This window comes from Sedimenticola selenatireducens (genome assembly GCF_007625115.1).
Taxonomy (GTDB): domain Bacteria; phylum Pseudomonadota; class Gammaproteobacteria; order Chromatiales; family Chromatiaceae; genus Sedimenticola; species Sedimenticola selenatireducens_A.
Map to the genome: position 1 here is coordinate 98,002 of NZ_VMNH01000010.1, position 18,147 is coordinate 116,148.

Annotated in this window: 16 protein-coding genes; 6 read left to right on the plus strand and 10 right to left on the minus strand. The window is 50.6% G+C overall.

What is annotated here, in order from left to right; all coding sequences use genetic code 11:
* Nucleotides 1–82 precede the first annotated feature (82 nt).
* Together dxs and FHP88_RS10450 are read right to left on the minus strand one after the other, a co-directional pair.
* Entirely contained in the window at nt 83–1,993 is a 1,911-nt protein-coding gene (dxs, locus tag FHP88_RS10445) for a 1-deoxy-D-xylulose-5-phosphate synthase (protein WP_144359025.1), read from the minus strand.
* Nucleotides 1,994–2,158: 165 nt separating this feature from the next.
* Nucleotides 2,159–3,067, minus strand: a complete 909-nt coding sequence (locus tag FHP88_RS10450) for a LysR family transcriptional regulator (RefSeq protein WP_144358987.1) — start codon at nt 3,065–3,067, stop codon at nt 2,159–2,161.
* A 180-nt stretch (nt 3,068–3,247) separates the two neighbouring features.
* Here FHP88_RS10450 and FHP88_RS10455 point away from each other — a divergent pair, with 180 nt between their 5' ends.
* Entirely contained in the window at nt 3,248–4,633 is a 1,386-nt protein-coding gene (locus tag FHP88_RS10455) for a ribulose-bisphosphate carboxylase (RefSeq protein ID WP_144358988.1), read from the plus strand.
* Between the two features lie 71 nt (nt 4,634–4,704).
* On the opposite strand, the gene FHP88_RS10460 is transcribed toward FHP88_RS10455, so the two are convergent.
* Both FHP88_RS10460 and hisC read right to left on the minus strand, forming a co-directional pair.
* Complete coding sequence (locus tag FHP88_RS10460; protein WP_144358989.1) at nt 4,705–7,359, minus strand: nitrate reductase; 2,655 nt, start codon at nt 7,357–7,359, stop codon at nt 4,705–4,707.
* A gap of 284 nt (nt 7,360–7,643) precedes the next feature.
* A complete protein-coding gene (gene hisC / locus FHP88_RS10465) occupies nt 7,644–8,708 on the minus strand; it encodes a histidinol-phosphate transaminase (protein WP_144358990.1) in 1,065 nt (354 codons plus the stop codon).
* Between the two features lie 196 nt (nt 8,709–8,904).
* On the opposite strand from hisC, the gene FHP88_RS10470 reads away from it, so the two are divergent.
* A complete protein-coding gene (locus FHP88_RS10470) occupies nt 8,905–9,321 on the plus strand; it encodes a DUF3617 domain-containing protein (protein WP_144358991.1) in 417 nt (138 codons plus the stop codon).
* Between the two features lie 185 nt (nt 9,322–9,506).
* Nucleotides 9,507–9,701, plus strand: a complete 195-nt coding sequence (locus FHP88_RS10475) for a hypothetical protein (protein WP_144358992.1) — start codon at nt 9,507–9,509, stop codon at nt 9,699–9,701.
* 141 nt (nt 9,702–9,842) lie between these two features.
* Here FHP88_RS10475 and FHP88_RS10480 read toward each other — a convergent pair whose 3' ends face one another.
* The 3 genes from FHP88_RS10480 to FHP88_RS10490 form a co-directional block, all read right to left on the minus strand.
* Nucleotides 9,843–10,250, minus strand: coding sequence for a hypothetical protein (locus FHP88_RS10480; protein ID WP_144358993.1), 408 nt, complete (start codon nt 10,248–10,250; stop codon nt 9,843–9,845).
* Between the two features lie 37 nt (nt 10,251–10,287).
* Nucleotides 10,288–10,500, minus strand: a complete 213-nt coding sequence (locus FHP88_RS10485) for a hypothetical protein (protein WP_144358994.1) — start codon at nt 10,498–10,500, stop codon at nt 10,288–10,290.
* A gap of 374 nt (nt 10,501–10,874) precedes the next feature.
* Nucleotides 10,875–13,178 carry a molybdopterin-containing oxidoreductase family protein gene (locus FHP88_RS10490; protein ID WP_144358995.1) on the minus strand — a complete coding sequence of 768 codons (2,304 nt, stop codon included), beginning with the start codon at nt 13,176–13,178 and terminating at the stop codon, nt 10,875–10,877.
* 177 nt (nt 13,179–13,355) lie between these two features.
* Between FHP88_RS10490 and FHP88_RS10495 the strand changes: the two genes are divergently transcribed.
* The 3 genes from FHP88_RS10495 to FHP88_RS10505 all read left to right on the plus strand — a co-directional run bounded on the left by FHP88_RS10495 (nt 13,356) and on the right by FHP88_RS10505 (nt 16,164).
* A complete protein-coding gene (locus FHP88_RS10495) occupies nt 13,356–15,194 on the plus strand; it encodes an SLC13 family permease (RefSeq protein WP_186297686.1) in 1,839 nt (612 codons plus the stop codon).
* 78 nt (nt 15,195–15,272) lie between these two features.
* Nucleotides 15,273–15,767, plus strand: coding sequence for a TIGR00645 family protein (locus tag FHP88_RS10500; protein WP_420492999.1), 495 nt, complete (start codon nt 15,273–15,275; stop codon nt 15,765–15,767).
* 199 nt (nt 15,768–15,966) lie between these two features.
* Nucleotides 15,967–16,164: a zinc-finger domain-containing protein gene (locus FHP88_RS10505; protein ID WP_144358996.1), complete on the plus strand. Its 198-nt coding sequence runs from the start codon at nt 15,967–15,969 to the stop codon at nt 16,162–16,164.
* Here FHP88_RS10505 and FHP88_RS10510 read toward each other — a convergent pair.
* From FHP88_RS10510 to FHP88_RS10520, 3 genes are all read right to left on the minus strand, one after another.
* Nucleotides 16,161–16,610: a glutaredoxin family protein gene (locus tag FHP88_RS10510; protein WP_144358997.1), complete on the minus strand. Its 450-nt coding sequence runs from the start codon at nt 16,608–16,610 to the stop codon at nt 16,161–16,163. The two genes, FHP88_RS10505 and FHP88_RS10510, sit on opposite strands and share 4 nt — an antisense overlap.
* Before the next feature lie 82 nt (nt 16,611–16,692).
* Nucleotides 16,693–17,457 (minus strand): alpha/beta hydrolase, encoded by a 765-nt coding sequence (locus tag FHP88_RS10515; protein ID WP_144358998.1) that lies wholly within the window; start codon nt 17,455–17,457, stop codon nt 16,693–16,695.
* A gap of 79 nt (nt 17,458–17,536) precedes the next feature.
* The gene (locus FHP88_RS10520; protein WP_144358999.1) at nt 17,537–18,121 is read right to left on the minus strand and encodes a DJ-1/PfpI family protein; all 585 of its coding nucleotides are present in this window, start codon (nt 18,119–18,121) and stop codon (nt 17,537–17,539) included.
* Nucleotides 18,122–18,147 lie beyond the last annotated feature (26 nt).

Sequence of the window (18,147 nt, forward strand, 5' to 3'; positions counted from 1 at the left end):
ATAGAGGCCTTGGAAGCAAGGCCTGCAAATGAAGAGATTGAAGTGGAAGTGACTTCACGAAAAAGGTAACCGCTAAGCAGAATCAACCCGCTGCCAGACCACTCTCTTGCTTAAGTGCCTGATTGATCACCTGCAAGATACTCTCTGCATCCAGACCCGCTTCTTTTAACTGTTGGGCCGGGGTGGCATGTTCTATGAAATGATCGGGCAATCCCAGATTGATAGCGCGCGTGGAATGCTGAATTGCCGCTAGGTACTCATTGACAGCGGAGCCCGCACCACCCTGCACAACATTCTCTTCCAGGGTGACCAGTAAACTATGGGTATTGGCCATCTTCTGGACCAATGCCTCATCCAGGGGTTTCACAAATCGCATATTGGCCACGGTGGCATCTACCCGATCCGCTACCTCCAACGCCGTATCCAATAAGCTACCAAAAGCAAGGATAGCGACCTGTTGACCCTGACGACGAATTTCGCCCTCACCTAGAGGTAACATGGAGAGATCATCAGCAACCGCTGCACCACAACCTGAGCCACGTGGATAACGCACTAATGCCGGCCCCTCATGATGATAGGCCGTTTGCAGAAGTTTCCTGCACTCATTCTCATCCGATGGCGCAATCACTACCATGTTCGGAATGCAACGTGCATAGCTCAGGTCAAAACTACCGGCATGTGTAGCCCCATCGGCACCGACCTGACCAGCACGGTCCACAGCAAAGGTGACATCCAGGTTCTGCAGCGCCACATCGTGAATCATCTGATCATAGGCACGCTGCAAAAATGTTGAGTAGATCGCCACTACAGGCTTCACACCATCACAAGCCAGACCGGCCGCAAAGGTAACCGCATGCTGTTCAGCAATACCCACATCGTAATAACGATCAGGAAATTGCTTGGCGTAGGTTTCCATGCCAGAACCGGCACACATGGCCGGGGTAATCGCTACCAGACGCTTATCCGCAGCCGCCGCATCACACAACCAGCGACCAAAGATCTCCGTATAACTTGGCCCGGTTGAGCTCTTCTTATCCATCTTGCCGGTCTTGGGATCAAACGGCGTAACACCGTGATAGACCAGCGGATCACCTTCGGCTGGTTTGTAGCCCCGCCCCTTCTGAGTCACCACATGCAGCAGCCGCGGCCCATGCATGAGCTTCATATTCTGCAGAGTAGCCGTCAATGTCTCAAGATCATGCCCGTCAATCGGCCCGATGTAATTGAAACCCAACTCCTCAAAAAGGGTGCCCGGCATCACCATACCCTTCATGTGTTCTTCCCAGCGTCCGACCAATTCTGATATGTGCGGCAGACTGCTGAGTGCGGATTTACCACCCTCCCGAACCCGGGTATAAAACTTGCTGGAAAGCAGGCGGGCCAGATGATTTCTGAAGGCACCAACCGGGTCTGATATGGACATGTCATTGTCATTCAGCACCACCAGCATATCCAGATCGAGGGCACCCGCATGGTTGAGTGCCTCAAATGCCATCCCCGCGCCCATAGCGGCATCACCAATCACAGCCACGACTTCCCGTTTCACACCCATCCTTTTAGCCGCCGCCGCCATGCCAAGGGCTGCACCGATAGAGGTACTGGAGTGGCCGGTACCAAAGGTGTCGTATTCACTCTCATCCCGACGCGGGAAACCCGATATGCCGTCGAGCTGACGCAGGCTGCCCATTCGATCTCGGCGTCCCGTTAGAATTTTATGGGGATAGGCTTGGTGACCCACGTCCCAGAGAAGGCGGTCCTCGGGTGTGTTCAATATATAGTGCAGAGCGATTGTGAGCTCCACCACGCCAAGGCCCGCGGCAAGATGTCCGCCAGTGCGTGAGACAGTATCAATCAAAAAGTGACGTAGTTCATCGGCAAGCGCGGGCAACCGTTCGGCAGGCAACAACCTGAGATCCTTGGGGCTTTCAATACTGTTTAGCAGTTTGAACTGACCCGCTGATCTTGATTCGCTGCTCTGTTGCCGCTCTGACATACCCGATTCCGTACTCTCTAGCTGGAGGCCCCACCGGCCATTGTAAAGCATAGCCATCAGGGAATATCCACCCTGTGGTAATGGGAGTTCTACCAGAATTTGCTGAATTAACCACTCGCGTTAGGCGAAACAGATCATTTTAGCCTAACTGCCCTGGCCAAGTCCCTATCTAATTTTGTTGATCTCTTCCAAACCATTGCCGAGCAGGAAGTCATGAAACGCCTGGGCGGAGGGTGAAAGTCGCTTACCACGACGATGCACCATGAACCATTTTTTCAGTAACGGAAATTCAGCCACATCCAAGGTCACTAGTCGACCCGTCTCCAGTTCAAGTTCAATAGTATGTGCGGAAACCACCGCCAGACCCAGACCGGCTCTCACCGCCTGCTTTATGGCTTCACCGCCATTCATCTCCATACCACAATTGAGCTCAAGCTCCTTTTCCTGAAAAAAACGCTCCAAAGCCAACCGCGTACCAGAACCGGCTTCTCGCATCAGGAAGGTCTCTTCTGCAATCCTCTTTAATGGAATTGTGCGCTGACCCACCAGTGGATGATCAGGCGGGGCAATCACCACCAACGGGTTGTCCATAAACTCTTCAAACTCCAAATCGAGCACTTCAGGGGGCTGCCCCATCAGCACCAGATCTTTCTCATTTTGCTCGAGCATGCGCATCAACTCCTTCCGGTTATTCACCGAAAGACTGAGTCTGACACCTGGATAATGACGGGAAAATGCACCCAGTGCACGGGGTGCAAAATAGTTGACGGTACTGGCTACAGCGATGTCGAGCCGACCTCGACTCAGCCCTTTTTGCGCCTCCATCACCTCTTCCATCTCCTCCAGTTGACGAAAGATCGCCTTTCCATAGGCATGCAGCTCTCTTCCAGCCTCGGTCAGATGGATTTTCTTACCCAATTTCTCAAAGAGAGGCAGGCCAACACTCTCTTCTAACTGTTTGATTTGCATAGAGACGGCTGGCTGACTAAGATAGAGCTCATCAGCAGCTCTTGTAAAACTCAAATGAGTGGCTACGGCCTCGAATACTTTCAACTGGCGAATGGTGAAATTCATAGCGCTACTTCCCCTATCTTGTTATAAGCCTAACCTTATCACAACAATCAAAAACTTTTAGTTTTATTTATAGTCAACCATGGCTATAGTCACCTCAACTCCTACGGGAGAATCGAATTATTTGCAGTGCACTGAATGCAATTACACCAATCATAATAGAGAGTAGTGAGGTAACAACAGATGGCCCTTGACCAAACCAGTCGCTATGCCGACCTGAGTCTCAACGAAGACAAGCTGATCGCCGATGGTAACCACGTCTTGGTTGCCTACACCATGGAGCCTGCTGCAGGCTACGGTTACCTGTCTACCGCTGCTCACTTCGCGGCAGAATCATCCACCGGAACTAATGTTGAAGTCTGCACCACGGATGACTTCACCAAAGGGGTTGACGCACTGGTTTACGAGATTGATGAAGCTCGCGGCATCATGAAGATCGCTTACCCAAATGATCTTTTTGATCGCAACGTCATTGATGGCCGTGTCATGCTGGTCTCTTTCCTCACGCTCGCCATTGGTAACAACCAGGGCATGGGTGATGTAAAGAATGCCCAGATGCAGGATTTCTACGTACCACCCAAAATGCTGCAACTGTTTGACGGCCCTTCCAAAGACATCAGCGACATGTGGCGCATTCTAGGACGTCCTGTTGAGAACGGCGGCTACATCGCCGGAACCATCATCAAGCCAAAACTCGGCCTGCGCCCAGAGCCCTTTGCCGATGCAGCCTACCAGTTCTGGCTCGGCGGTGACTTCATCAAGAATGACGAGCCACAAGGCAACCAGGTCTTCTGCCCCATGAAGAAGGTAATACCACTGGTTGCGGACGCCATGAAGCGCGCCCAGGACGAGACCGGTCAAGCCAAACTCTTCTCAGCCAACATCACTGCAGACGATCACTACGAAATGCTGGCTCGTGCTGACTATGTGCTTGAGACCTTTGGTGAAAACGCCTCTCACGTAGCCTTCCTGGTCGACGGTTACGTCGGTGGCCCAGGCATGATCACCACGGCGCGCCGCCAATATCCTAACCAGTACCTGCATTACCATCGTGCCGGCCATGGTGCCGTGACCTCACCCTCGTCCAAACGCGGCTATACCGCCTTTGTTCTGGCCAAGATGGCCCGTCTGCAAGGTGCCTCAGGTATCCACGTAGGCACCATGGGCTACGGCAAGATGGAAGGTTCACAGGATGACAAGATCATCGCCTACATGATTGAGCGTGACAGCTGTGATGGTCCGTTCTATCACCAGGAGTGGTATGGCATGAAACCCACCACCCCCATCATCTCTGGTGGCATGAACGCGCTGCGTCTGCCCGGCTTCTTCGAGAACCTGGGCCACGGCAACGTGATAAACACCTCCGGCGGCGGTTCTTACGGCCATATCGACAGCCCAGCGGCAGGCGCCATCTCTCTGCGTCAGGCTTACGAGTGCTGGAAAGAGGGTGCAGACCCTGTTGAGTATGCCAAGGAGCACAAAGAGTTTGCCCGTGCCTTCGAGTCATTCCCGCAGGATGCCGACCAGATCTTCCCAGGCTGGAGAGATCGTCTGGGCGTTCATAAGTAATCTGGACGACAGCTCAGAACAGAAAACCCCGCTATCGGTTGCGGGGTTTTCTTTTTATAGCCTCGGGTAAATCAGCTGGCAGCCAGCATCGCTCTTATCTCCGGCACACAAGAACCACAGCCACTCCCCGCCTTGAGCTGGTCTGCAATCGCTTGCACACTGTTCAGCCCGTGAATCCGAATACCCTCCAGGATGCGCTTCTCACCGACGCCATGACAGGCACAGATCGTCTTCCCCACATCAGCCTTTTCATCAGGGGCATGTCCTGATAGCAGGCTGGCACGCTCAGTTGCATCCAATGAGTGCTTCTTGAACAGTGCCGCTATCCAATCCCGCGGTGGCAGTTTCAGATCAGGGCCGATGAACAGACAGCTCTCCAGGATATTATTCTCAAATCGAGCCGCACGATAGCGATTGGCAGCACGATCGGTATACTCCATCCAACCCACTTCGTGCCCTTTACTACAGAGATAGGAGCGTGCCATCTCGGCCCAGTTTTCGGGGGTAGAGTCACCCGCGATTTCATAGTGCCAGAAGCCTGCCCCTCTGGAGCGCGCCCAATAGACAGCCCCGCTGGGTTGCAACTGGCGACGAGAAAAGAGGAAGCCGTGCCAGGCAAACCGTCGCTCCTGAATAGCAACTCGGCCATGCTTGAATTCCGGTTGACCGGAGAGGGGATCTACGACTCCAGGCAACAACACATTAACCCGTCCTGTTTCAGCAAATTGGGTATTCCAGTGCATGGGGATAAACAGACTGCCTTGTTGCTGATTCGTCGTTACCTTCACACGCACTATTACACTACCGCAGGCACTCTCCACTTGTGCCAAAGCACCCTGGACAACACCAAAGCCCTGCGCATCCTGCGGATGGATCTCAGCATAGGGTTCAATGGTATGACTTGCCAATCGCGGGGAAAGCCCGGTACGCGTCAGGGTATGCCAGTGATCCCTGACACGCCCCGTATTCAGGATCAGAGGATAGGTGGCATCTGCTTGATTGCGAGGTAACTGATGAGTGACCGGTACAAAGCGTGCCTTACGATCAGGCGTAAAGAATACCCCATCGCCAAACAGGCGTGCCGTTCCCTGTGGCGTAGAAGAGGTTAAAGGCCATTGCGTTGGCGACAGCGACTCATACTGCAGGTCACTCAGATCAGCCAATCCGCTGATATCAAACCCCCGCGTTCCAGCATTTTCAAAACCGGAAAGTGCCGCATGCTCACGAAAGACATCCTTCGGCTGACGATAATCGAACTGTCCCTGAAAACCCATTCGCTGTGCTACTTGGCTGATAATCCACCAATCCGGCCTGGCCATGCCTGGTGTATCCAGGAAGGCCCGCTGACGAGAAAGACGCCGTTCCGAGCTGGTAACGGTTCCACTGCGTTCCCCCCAGGTAGAAGCCGGGAAAAGAACATGGGCATACGCCGTGGTATCCGTTAGCGCCATGCAGTCTGAAACCACAACGAGTTCACACTGCGCCAAAGCACGTCGAACCTGGTCAGAATCAGGTAGACTCACGGCGGGATTAGTCGCCATAATCCACACCGCCCTGACCTTGCCAGCCTCGATAGCACTGAACAGATCTACCGCCTTCAAGCCACCCTTTTGTGGTATTGCCGGAGCATCCCAGAAGCGCTGAACTCGCTCCCGATCAGCTGCAGACTCAATCGCCATATGGGCCGCCAACTGGTTGGCCAATCCACCCACTTCACGTCCACCCATGGCATTGGGTTGCCCAGTCAGCGAAAACGGCCCCATACCGGGTCGGCCAATTCGCCCCGTCAGCAAGTGACAATTAATAATCGCGTTGATCTTGTCCACACCACTGGAGGACTGGTTGATGCCTTGAGAATAAAGAGTCACCACCCGCTCAGTGCGGGCAAACAGTCTGTAGAAGCGCTCCACCAATTCAACACTCAATCCACAACCCGCTGCAACGTGTTCGATTGATTCAGCATCGCTTTTAGCCGCAGACAAGGCCTCATCACACGCCTGCGTGGCTTGATTGACAAACAGACCATTACGTTCGCCGCCCTGTTCCAGGTAAACCAGCAACCCATTAAACAGCAAGGCATCGCTGCCCGGCTTAATCGGCAAATGCAGATCAGCGGTTTCCGCTGTAGGGGTAGCCCTGGGATCTATAACGATAACCTGTAGATCTGGATTCTGTCGCTTGCTCTCCATCATGCGCTGATACAGAACAGGGTGACACCAAGCGGTGTTTGAACCAGCAAGCACAATAAGCTTCGCACGCTCCAGGTCTTCATAGCTGCACGGCATGATATCTGCTCCATAAGCACGCTTATGTGCAACTACTGCGGATGACATACAGAGACGGGAATTGGTATCAATATTGGCCGAGCCAATAAAGCCTTTCATCAACTTATTGGCAACATAGTAATCTTCCGTCAACAATTGCCCAGAGACATAGAAGGCGACCGCATCCGGGCCGTGGTCACGCACCATCCGCTGGAAACCTTTTGCGGCTGTATCAAGCGCCTCGTCCCAGTCACTGACACACCCATCAACCATTGGTGATAACAAGCGCCCCTCATGCCCCAGCGTCTCTGCCAACGCACTGCCCTTGGAACAGAGTCGCCCATAATTGGAGGGATGGTCAGGGTCACCCGCTACTGTCACAGCACCCCGCTCATCCTGACTGACAATCACACCACAGCCGACACCACAGTAAGGGCAGGTGGTCTTAATCTTCTGTGACATCAGCAGCGCCCTCGATCGTGGGGAGCCCTGGCAGAGCCACTGACAATAACCTGAAACTGTTTTTTTATACGTTGGATGGTAAATGACATCAGCAATACTCCTGCATATGCTTGATGCATTCAGCAAAGAGTATGCCATTCAATAGACAATGGATAATTCGCCAGTAGTGCCGGCTTTTTCAGCATGAGTGGATCGATCATGCACCAACAGTGACGGACCCGCGCACAGAAGCAGTGCTTAAAACCACAAAACCAGGGGTTATAGACACCCACGCCCTTTTAGGGTCAGTCTTGCTTTAAAATCAATTCCAGCGCATCAATCAGACGCTGAGTCTGCTCATCCGTACCAATGGTAATACGAAGAAACTGATCTATTCTCGCCTGCTTGAAGTGCCTCACAATAATGGATCTTTCCCGTAACCGTGCCGCCAATTCTTCCGCATCCCGATCCGGGTGACGGGCAAAGAGGAAATTTGCCGCCGACGGCAACACCTGAAAACCCATCTGGGTCAGCTTATTGGCTAACTGGTCTCTGGTTGACATGACCCGCCGGCAGGTTTCTTCGAAATAGGCTTTATCTTCAAATGCAGCCACTGCACCACTGATGGCAAAGCGATCCAGCGGATAGGAGTTAAAGCTATTCTTCACCCGCTCCAATGCTTCGATCAACTCGGCATGACCGACTGCAAAACCGACACGCAGCCCCGCCAATGAACGCGACTTGGACAGCGTCTGAATCACCAACAGATTGGGATACCGATCCACCAACGAAATCGCCGACTCACCGCCAAAATCGATATAGGCCTCATCCACCACCACAACAGAATCACTGTGCTGCTTGAGCAGCAATTCAACGGCAGAGAGTGGCAGCAATCTACCCGTCGGCGCATTCGGATTAGGAAAAATAATTGCGCCATTGGGGATGTCATAATCGTCTGGGTCAATCTCAAACTGATCAGTCAGGGGAATGGTCTGGTAAGCAATATCATACAGCCCACAGTAGACGGGGTAGAAGCTGTAAGAGATATCCGGGAACAGCAACGGCAGTTCGTGCTTCAACAACCCTAAAAAGGCATGCGCCAGTACTTCATCAGAACCATTCCCAACAAAAACCTGCTGCGACTTGATGCCATAATAGTCGGCAATGGCATGCTTGAGTCGATCAGCATTGGGATCTGGATAGAGCCGAAGGGTTTCAGCGGCCTCTTTTGCCATCACAGCCAGCGCCTGTGGCGAGGGTGGATAGGGGTTCTCGTTGGTATTCAACTTAACCAGATCAGTCTGCTTGGGTTGTTCACCTGGGACATAGGGTGTAAGCGTGTGAACAACTGAACTCCAAAAACGATTCATAATGCAACCCGTGTGAACTTCAAACTGAAATGAAATAACAGGGTGAGATAATACCGCTAACCTCGGTCAGTTCCCAGAGCACCTGTCGCTTTGTAAGCAATTTCAAGCAACAAACAGAGCACGATGGTCGACGAACAGGACGGCCTCTGTCAAAATGGCACATCAGAAATCTGTCCGAAATTATTAGGAGCTCTTGATGTTATATCATCTTACGCTAACCACCATTCTGCTGCTGTTATCCGTGGCTAGTCACGCAGAAGGTATCAAACTCACCCCAGGAAAATGGCAGATAGAAGTTACCTCCAGCATGTCTATGATGCCCCAGCCTATCATCAAAAAACTGGAAGAGTGCATCACAGCAGATCAACTTTCACCCGCTGAACTGATGAAAGATACGGGTAGCTGCAAGGTCAGCGACATCAACTCCAGCGGCAACAAACTCTCCTGGAAAATGATCTGTAAACATCATGGCGGCGAAATGGCTGGCTCGGGTCAGTTTACTTCACAAGGCAGTCAGATGAACGGCCAAATGGAGATGGCAATGGACCTCAGTGGCCAAAAACTGACCATCCTCAACAAGTGGAGTGGCAAACGGATGGGCCCCTGCAATTAACCAATAAACCCTTAATCTACTGAAAGGCGATCTTTTGATCGCCTTTTTTATTTTTCGAGTTCGTTCGCAGTTCTGCCGAGAGATATCTCACACTTTACATACGGTTTTTAAATTAATTATTAAATATATATTGCAATCATATGATATTACGCTATTTTTAGCTTTATAGCGGAGGAGAAAGCACTATGTTAAAAAAACTGAATGTCCAAATCTGCCACAACTGCCCCCACGAACTGGTCACTGGAGTAGCCTGTGACTGGCGCCCCATGGATGAGTGCCCTTATATCGAACCCACCAAACCCAAACAGCAACGGACACGCCTGCAACTCGTGCCTATGCCGCTAACCAACGAAACCGATGCCATACGCAGTATTGATTGAGCATTACGCAACGTGCGTGACAGCCACGTCGAGTAAGTGGTCACCGATTAAACCAATCTAAGGGGATGGATAAAGGGCATCTTCGCTCTGGCTCCAGAGACGCGATGAAAACATAGTCATTAAGTGTCTGTCGTTTAGATCTCACACTTTCGAATTAGCAGTAATCGTTTGCAACTGCATCGCCATGCGGCTCACTTGGGCAGCCGTGTGATTCATCTGACCCGAACCCTCGGCTGTTTTTTCTACCACAGATTTAATCGACATGATATTTCGATTGATCTCTTCGGTAACTGCAGACTGCTCTTCACCCGCCGTTGCAATTTGCGCACTCATATCCGCAATTGTTTGAATCATTTCAGCAATACTTTGGATAACCTCTATCACTGTACCTATTTTTGCACTGTCACCGGCAAGACGCTCAACCACTGTTGCACCACGTTCAATCTCATTTGCCAATGTACTGATTGACTGCACGCCGTCTGGCACTACTTTTTTACCTGATGTCACCTCGATAGCCACTGCGCTTGTTGCTTCTGCAGTTAAATTCATCGACTGCGACGCATCCACTAATTGCTGAGAAGCCCTTTTAACTGGCTTCCTTGGCCTCCAGATCAAACGCCTTGCCTTCGAGGGTTTTCCAGCTCGCCTGCAAATTCTGCAAGCGCCCCTCTAGCATCAAGTGCCCTGCCAGTTCACCGTCCAGTATTGCTAACCTCCCGAATGTCTTATTGATATCAATCCGGCCCGGCTCAATGCGAGGTTTAAAATCTGCAGTCCCATTCAAAAAACCGGTCATCATCCCTCGATACTGGGGAAGTTGTTCATGTAGACTTCTCAGTTCAGAAAGATAGCGAATTTAGTGGGATAATTTACGCGAGAAAGCAGTCGCGCTGCAGGTACTAATATCGCTCTCATAGTCACTCCCTAACATGATGCGAACAATGACAAGTAAACGCTGTGATAACCGCATGAAATCCTGAAATCACAAGCTGCCAGCGTTGTTCAGTAATTTATTAGGTGCGGATTTTTTCCGCTTGTTTGTTCCAACATGCAATCGTCTATTAGACTAAGAAATAGGCACTCTTCCATAACTAGGATCTAATAAAGCACGCCTTTAACACCATTAAACATACGGTAAAATCCTTGTTGGTGGATACTGCACTGGATAAACCATCACTCCTCCAGCGGTTGAATATTGCAGTAAATCTGACGCAGACTGTTTGAACTACCAATTGGATCGATTCCGTCAGAATCAACCAGGCCATTGTAGTGCTGCCCCTTTCCTTGTGCGTCAGGTGACCACCACCCATACTGCGAACAGACCACATCGACTTGAAGATCACTGTTGTAACGTGCCCGGGCCTGAGTTGTTCCCTGCAATGTATTGATAACCACCCAGTCACCGTCGCCAATACCCTTTTCAAAAGCTGTCTCAGGATGTACCTCTACCAAAGGATCCGGCATGCGCTTTCTTAATGAAGGTACATTTCGTTGCTGACTATGACAAAACTGCACCCATTTGGCCGAGGTAAGCAGCAATGGATAAACCGGATCAATCCCAACCTCCTCTTTAAATCTGGGCAGCGGATCATAACCCGTTTCTTGAAAGCGTATCGAATAGATCTCCAGCCGCCCTGTGGGTGTCGCAAAGCCTTCTGTTTGATATTTTCGATACCGCGTCGTTATCGGCAATCTGATACCTTGTGGATTGTCTTCAAGTGTCTGTCGATCAACATTTGCTGGTAACAGCAGATGCTCAAGCGCCCGATCCATATCACCCAAAAAGAAGTGCTCATCCAGCCCGAGCCTCTTCGCTATCTGAAAGACAATCCACATATCACTTTTTGATTCGCCCCTCGGTTCGATCACGGCAGGTCGTAACTGAATATGCGCATCCGCTTGCTGCGAAACATGGAACCCGGCGTATAGCCCCGTACGCTCCCAAGGCGAGGCCACAGGCAAGACAATGTCGGCATACTCTGCCGTTGGGTTCATAAACAGATCAGCATGCACATAAAATTCAAGCGCTTTAAGTGCCTTTTCTGTATCCGGCGTAGGCGGCTTTGTCAGTTGCGGATTGGCGCCAAAACTGATTAACGCCTTTACACTGTAGGGTTGATGATGCACTACTGCCCGATAGAGATCCGTTGAGCTGATCCACCCCATAGTCCCCGGACCCAATGGTCGCTCAGCCAGCCCCAATGCCTTCTGCTTCTGCTGTACATCCATCAGGTCAAGGCCAAAAACATTGTTGATAGTTGGTTTTTCAAAATAGACATTGCCACCCGGCGCATCCAGATCACCGGTCAGGGCATAGAGTAACGAGATAGCACGAGAGGTCTGGCTTGCCTGTGTCTGCTGAGCTGTGCCGGTCCAGGTAAAATAACTGACTGGACCACACTCATGCAGCAGACGCGCCGTCTTATAGAGCTGCACCTCACTCACCCCGGTAATACTGTGCTGTAGTTCTGGCGCGTAACTTTTACAGCGATCAGCATACAACTGAAAAGCGGGTGAACAACTGATTGCCCCCTGCAGGGTTTCTATCGTGAAAGATCCAAACAGCGCAGGCATGGCACACTGATCATCGGCCGTTTTATTTTTTGCGTTTACACGTCTGACTGATTGTTTGACTTCATCCCACTGTAGATAACATTGATCAGAACCTTCCGCATCAATATCGGCCTCAGTCAGTAACGCGCCAGAATCCATTCGCACTAAAAAAGATCCGTTACTCGAATCACGAATAAATGCTGCATCAAACCAGCCCTTCTCAATCATTACATGCGCGAGAGACATGGCAAGAATGCCATCGCTTCCTGGACGTACTCTCAACCATTGGTCCGCCATCGATGCCATTCCCACTTTACGGCAATCGATCACAATCAGTTTCGCACCCCGTTTTTTGGCACGCCGAACCTGCGTGGCTTGCGCTAACCAGGTAGCCGTAGGATTAAAGCCCCAAAGGATAATACAACCGCTCTTTTCATAATCCGGCATACCGATACCTGAACCCAACGTATGGACCGGCGTAAAGTCTTTGTGCCAGTTGCAATTCTCTGTAGCAAAAACGGTATTGGGCGAACCAAAGGCATGGGCCAGTCGATTAATCCAAACAAAGCTGTCTGAGACAGCAGTTCCACTCGGTGTCGTCACTGAAAAAGCGACGCTTTCACGGCCATTTGTTTGCGCTAACGTGTTTAATCGATCGGCAACTGTTTTTAGTGCATCCTCCCATGGGATCGGCTGCCATCCGGGATCTGCTGACCCTTTTGGGTTTGTACGTTTCAATGGGGTTAGAATACGCTCCGGGCTATTTACCCACTCAGGCGCCGTGCGTCCTTTAATGCAGAGATGTTCACCCGTGGGATGCGTGGGATCCGGCTCTACAGATACCAGCACCCCATCACGCACCGTTGAGATACAACCACAGCGAGAAATACAGAGTGCACAATAACCTGAAACCTTTTTCTGCATTGATTAGCCTACTAGCAAATATACGAATACTGATACATCACACAATTACTCTATTCGAACATACTCTTCGACTACAAACCTTTTCACGTAAGCAAAATGAAAGATAGTCGTTATACTGTTATCTTGTGAGCCTTAAACGATACCTAACGACATTTTTCTAAGAGACAACCCTACTCTATGCTGCCTGCGCCACCTGATCCGCATGCCATTGCTGTTCTACTCCTGATTGTAGTCGCCCTCTTTCTCTTTACCCGCGATCACATTCCGCTGGAAACTTCATCACTCCTGATACTGGTCACACTCGTAGTAGGCTTTGAAGTATTTCCTTATACCCACGACGGTGTAACACTGCAGCCCGGCGACTTCTTTACCGGCTTTGGCAATGAGGCCCTGGTCGCTATTTGCGCACTCATGATTGTCGGGCAAGGACTAGAGACAACGGGCGCACTGCGACCGCTGGCGTCCCTGCTCTCCAAGCATTGGGCAAACTGGCCTATGCTCTCCTTTCTGATCACGCTGCTTTCAGCGGCCATACTCAGCGCCTTCCTCAACAATACGCCGATTGTAGTGATGCTGCTGCCAATCCTTATCAGCGTCTCCATCCGCAATAAACAAGCTTCCTCCGGCATCCTGATGCCAATGGGACTCGCCACACTGCTGGGTGGGATGGCCACCACTATTGGCACATCGACGAATCTGCTGGTTGTTGCCATCGCCGCAGATCTCGGCATGCGCAATTTTGGCATGTTTGATTTTGCCTTGCCGGTCATTGTTGCCGGGAGTGCTGGACTGGTTTACCTGTGGTTGATCGCACCCCGATTACTACCCCATCGCCAGGCACTGTTATCGGATACTTCTCCACGCATCTTCGATGCCGTGCTCTACATCAACAGTGACAGCTTTGCTAACGGCAAGACGCTTGCAGAAGTACTGGAAAAAACGGATCGCCGCATGAAGGTGGATCGCATTCATCGAGGCGAGGGGCTAAACCTTACGCGTCTACCCACGGCAGAACTGCGCGAGGGCGATCGTCTCTTGGTACGTGACACGCCCGAGTTGTTGAAAGAGTATGAAACACTGCTTGGCGCCACGCTCTATAACGCTTCAGACATCGAAAACCCGATTGACGAGGAGCACCCCCTCTCATCCGAAGGCCAGCTCATGGCCGAGGTTGTGGTAACCGAGGGGTCGCTACTGCACCGAAAAACCCTCAAGGAGTTGCGCTTTGCCGAGCATAACAATGTGGTAATCCTGGCTATTCACCGGTCCCAGGCCCAAGCAACTCAGACAATTCGCAGTGGTATGGGTGATGTACGGTTAGAGAATGGTGATGTATTGCTGATACAAGGGGCTGCCCATCAGATTGAGGCGCTGAAGAGCAGCGGAAAGCTCCTGGTACTGGATGCCTCCGTGTATCTGCCCGAGACGCGCCGGGCCCGACTTGCCCTGCTGATCATGGCTGCGGTCGTGGCCTTCGCTGCAACGGGCACCCTGCCCATCGCCACCAGCGCCCTCTGTGGTGTCGGTGTGATGCTCCTGACACGCTGCCTGGACTGGGAAGATGCCGCCTCAGCCCTCAGCACCCGAGTCATCCTGATTGTTGTGGTGAGTCTGGCGCTAGGTCTGGCATTAATGCAGACCGGGGGCGCCGACTATATCGCCAGTCTGTATGTAGCCCTCTCCACTGGATTACCCACAAGTGCGATACTTGGCGGGTTGATGCTGATGATCGCAATCCTAACCAATGTGGTCTCCAACAACGCGGCTGCCGTTATTGGGACACCGATTGCCATCAGTATCGCCAGTCAATTAAACCTGCCACCAGAACCTTTTGTGCTGGCCGTGCTGTTTGGCGCCAATATGAGCTATGCCACACCCATGGGCTACCAGACTAACTTATTGATTTACAGCGCTGGAGGTTATAAATTCTCCGACTTTCTGCGAGTTGGCATCCCCTTGACCCTGATTATGTGGATCGGCCTACTGAGTATGCTTATTATGATGTACAACCTTTAAAAACTGCTATTTGCCCCCATTATCGGGGTCTGTAATCTGTTAACAAAATGACACCTATCAAAACCGAAAGGACTACGCATGATTGAAAAAACGCTTGAGCGGGCGATGTATGCCACCCGCTGGGTTCTCGCACCCATCTATCTCGGCCTGAGCCTTGCCCTGATAGCCCTCGGCGTGATGTTCTTTAAAGAGGTGTTTCACCTGCTTGGCATCATCTTCACCGTTACAGAGACTGACTTGGTTCTGGTCGTCCTCTCGCTGATCGACATGGCGCTGGTGGGCGGGCTGCTGGTGATGGTGATGTTCTCCGGTTATGAGAATTTCGTCTCCCAACTTGATGTCGCAGAGGATACGGAAAAACTCTCCTGGCTGGGTAAACTGGACACCAGCAGCCTGAAGAACAAGGTGGCCGCCTCTATCGTGGCGATCTCCTCTATCCATCTACTGAAAATTTTCATGAATGCGGTCAATATCCCTGACAACAAACTCATGTGGTATGTCCTTATCCATCTGACCTTTGTCGCCTCTGCCGTTGCGATGGGACTTCTCGACGCCAAGACCAAGCATCACTGATATCTAAGTTGCCCCCCCGACTCCGCTTACTGAAAGGCGGAGTCTACCCTAGACTTAGTACAGCGGTCCTTGAACAACGGCAATGATTCAAGGATTAATATTGCTTTTTTGCCGTACACTACGTAGCTTAGTTACTCTTAATGTATGATAACTGACACGCGCTAAGCACCCTGACAGAACGTAACGTTTTGGAGGCACCATGACAAAGCCAACCACAGAAACAAGCTCCATACCCTCAAAAATCATCAAGGTAAAAAAAACGGATCTCCCACTGGTGTGTCCAAGACCCACAGACAACACATCTGAAATGCATCCAAGTGTCTTTTTACCGCTGAAACAACCGGGTGATATCGCGAGTTGTCGCTACTGCCGCACACGTTATCAAGTTGAAGATTAACCTTCGTAGAGCTTCATGAACCCACGCTCAGAAAACCCATTCATGCGCGACTTGCCGACTAAAATTACCGGAACACCCCGACCCCCAAGTTTATCATAGGCCTTTTTGGCGGCGGGTGATTTTTCAATGTCATACTCAGTAAAGGCAATACCTTTGGCCTTAAAAAAACGTTTGGCCTTTTTACAATAGGCACACCAGGTTGTGCTGTACATAATCACGCGCTTTGAACCGGAGTTACGCGTACTACCAACGGCGGAAGGAGCTATTTCATAGGTGACATGGGTATAGCTATTAATCTTGAGCTCCACCTGCTCAGCTGACTGAGTTACCGGTTTACTGTCGCCAAAATGCACCTTGCCCTGTTCATCGAGCCACCGATAGATCTCAGCATCAACCACACTCACTGAGGAAAATATAATTAGCAACACCCAAATGAGATAGCGCATTTTCTTCCCTCCCAGAGTAATCCTTTACTGACACTTTCCCAGAATATCGTGCAATTTGCTGCCTGAGCGCAACTGAGATCATCTAGTGCAGCATAAATTGTTGTAGCAACGAATAATAACCCGGGGCCAACGATATCGAATTATGGTCGGTACTTTTTATCATCGCTACCTTCACTTGATTTTCCGGGAAGGCATCGGCAAGCGTACGAGTATGTACTTCTGGAACAATCCGATCATGATCCGCAACGATAATTAGCGTTTGAGCGTCTATCCTGCTTACTCTACTCAACGAGTCATATTGCTCTTTCATCAAATACTTGGCGGGAAACCAGGGGAAATTGCGCTGAGCTAAAGCAACAATGCTGTCATAAGGTGTAATTAATACCAACTTTTCAACAGGCCGCTCTGATGCCAGATAAGTTGCAATGCCACTCCCCAAACTGCGCCCCACAACGACAAGTTTACTGTGTTGCTTGATCGAGTCATCGTATATCCGCAGTGCATCCGCATATAACTCCCGCTCACTGGGCTTGCCACTGCTACCCCCATAGCCCCGGTAATTGACAAGATAAACCGTGTGATCAGGAAAAGCCCGTTTAAAAGGCTCTGCGTTTAATAGCACGGCTTCTGCATTACCACCAAAATACAAAATGGCACGCGTTTTTCCAGGATTGATAACGATCAGATTAATTGTCTCGCCATCACTTTCAAAGGGGACTGTCAGATAGGCGTGGGGAATAGGGAGGGTGGGATAATAAATCAGTCGATGCTGCATAAAATAGAGCCAGGCACAAGCTAATAGATACAACCCAACTGCCGATAAAATCAGTGTGCCAAATAGTTTCATTTTTTAAATTACAGCGTAGTTTTAATGTCTGCCTACAGAAATGACTAGCCATGCCCTGTTTATACTTATAGAGAGATAGCTACGCATTTTTTGTCCAATCAAACTCCATCTGTCGCGCCGTTTTTTCAGCAAGCTCAGTCGAGTGCAATTTACTGACCAGATGCAAACTCATATCAATACCTGCAGAAATGCCACCTGAGGTAATAATATCTCCCGCATCGACCCATCGCCTAGATTCTTGGACCGTAAGATTGGGATAGCTCGCGCGCAAATCTGTGATATCTTCCCAGTGAGTCGTAACATGATGATGCTTGAGTACACCGGCCGCAGCTAATAGAAAAGCGCCGGTGCAGACTGAAGCGACCAGATTGGCTGATTGTGCTTGTAATGCAATCCAATCGAGCACGTTCTTTTTCTGCATCTCCTGAAGATGTACACCGCCTACAATAATCAGTAGATCAATACCTGGAGCATCTAAAAACCCATAGGCAGGATTAACGCTGTATCCGCCTCTGGCCAGTACGCTTTGCCCGGTCTCACCAATCAGAAACACGTTAAAGAAATCGGTTGGTTCTGTTAGTCGTGATGCTGTAGAGAAAACTTCAAAAGGGCCAGAGAAATCCAGCACCTCTGCATTGTCATAGATATAGATACCAACATTCATGCGCTGTATACCGTTTATTCAATTAC

Excerpts from the sequence above, each read along its gene's own strand:
- FHP88_RS10495 (WP_186297686.1), top strand. The coding sequence starts at position 13,356 with ATGCTGCCTGCGCCACCTGATCCGCATGCCATTGCTGTTCTACTCCTG.
- dxs (WP_144359025.1), bottom strand. The coding sequence starts at position 1,993 with ATGTCAGAGCGGCAACAGAGCAGCGAATCAAGATCAGCGGGTCAGTTC.
- FHP88_RS10515 (WP_144358998.1), bottom strand. The coding sequence starts at position 17,457 with ATGAAACTATTTGGCACACTGATTTTATCGGCAGTTGGGTTGTATCTA.
- FHP88_RS10490 (WP_144358995.1), bottom strand. The coding sequence starts at position 13,178 with ATGCAGAAAAAGGTTTCAGGTTATTGTGCACTCTGTATTTCTCGCTGT.
- FHP88_RS10510 (WP_144358997.1), bottom strand. The coding sequence starts at position 16,610 with ATGCGCTATCTCATTTGGGTGTTGCTAATTATATTTTCCTCAGTGAGT.
- FHP88_RS10460 (WP_144358989.1), bottom strand. The coding sequence starts at position 7,359 with ATGTCACAGAAGATTAAGACCACCTGCCCTTACTGTGGTGTCGGCTGT.
- FHP88_RS10470 (WP_144358991.1), top strand. The coding sequence starts at position 8,905 with ATGTTATATCATCTTACGCTAACCACCATTCTGCTGCTGTTATCCGTG.
- FHP88_RS10450 (WP_144358987.1), bottom strand. The coding sequence starts at position 3,067 with ATGAATTTCACCATTCGCCAGTTGAAAGTATTCGAGGCCGTAGCCACT.
- FHP88_RS10475 (WP_144358992.1), top strand. The coding sequence starts at position 9,507 with ATGTTAAAAAAACTGAATGTCCAAATCTGCCACAACTGCCCCCACGAA.
- FHP88_RS10520 (WP_144358999.1), bottom strand. The coding sequence starts at position 18,121 with ATGAATGTTGGTATCTATATCTATGACAATGCAGAGGTGCTGGATTTC.
- FHP88_RS10485 (WP_144358994.1), bottom strand. The coding sequence starts at position 10,500 with ATGATGACCGGTTTTTTGAATGGGACTGCAGATTTTAAACCTCGCATT.
- FHP88_RS10480 (WP_144358993.1), bottom strand. The coding sequence starts at position 10,250 with ATGAATTTAACTGCAGAAGCAACAAGCGCAGTGGCTATCGAGGTGACA.
- FHP88_RS10500 (WP_420492999.1), top strand. The coding sequence starts at position 15,273 with ATGATTGAAAAAACGCTTGAGCGGGCGATGTATGCCACCCGCTGGGTT.
- FHP88_RS10455 (WP_144358988.1), top strand. The coding sequence starts at position 3,248 with ATGGCCCTTGACCAAACCAGTCGCTATGCCGACCTGAGTCTCAACGAA.
- hisC (WP_144358990.1), bottom strand. The coding sequence starts at position 8,708 with ATGAATCGTTTTTGGAGTTCAGTTGTTCACACGCTTACACCCTATGTC.
- FHP88_RS10505 (WP_144358996.1), top strand. The coding sequence starts at position 15,967 with ATGACAAAGCCAACCACAGAAACAAGCTCCATACCCTCAAAAATCATC.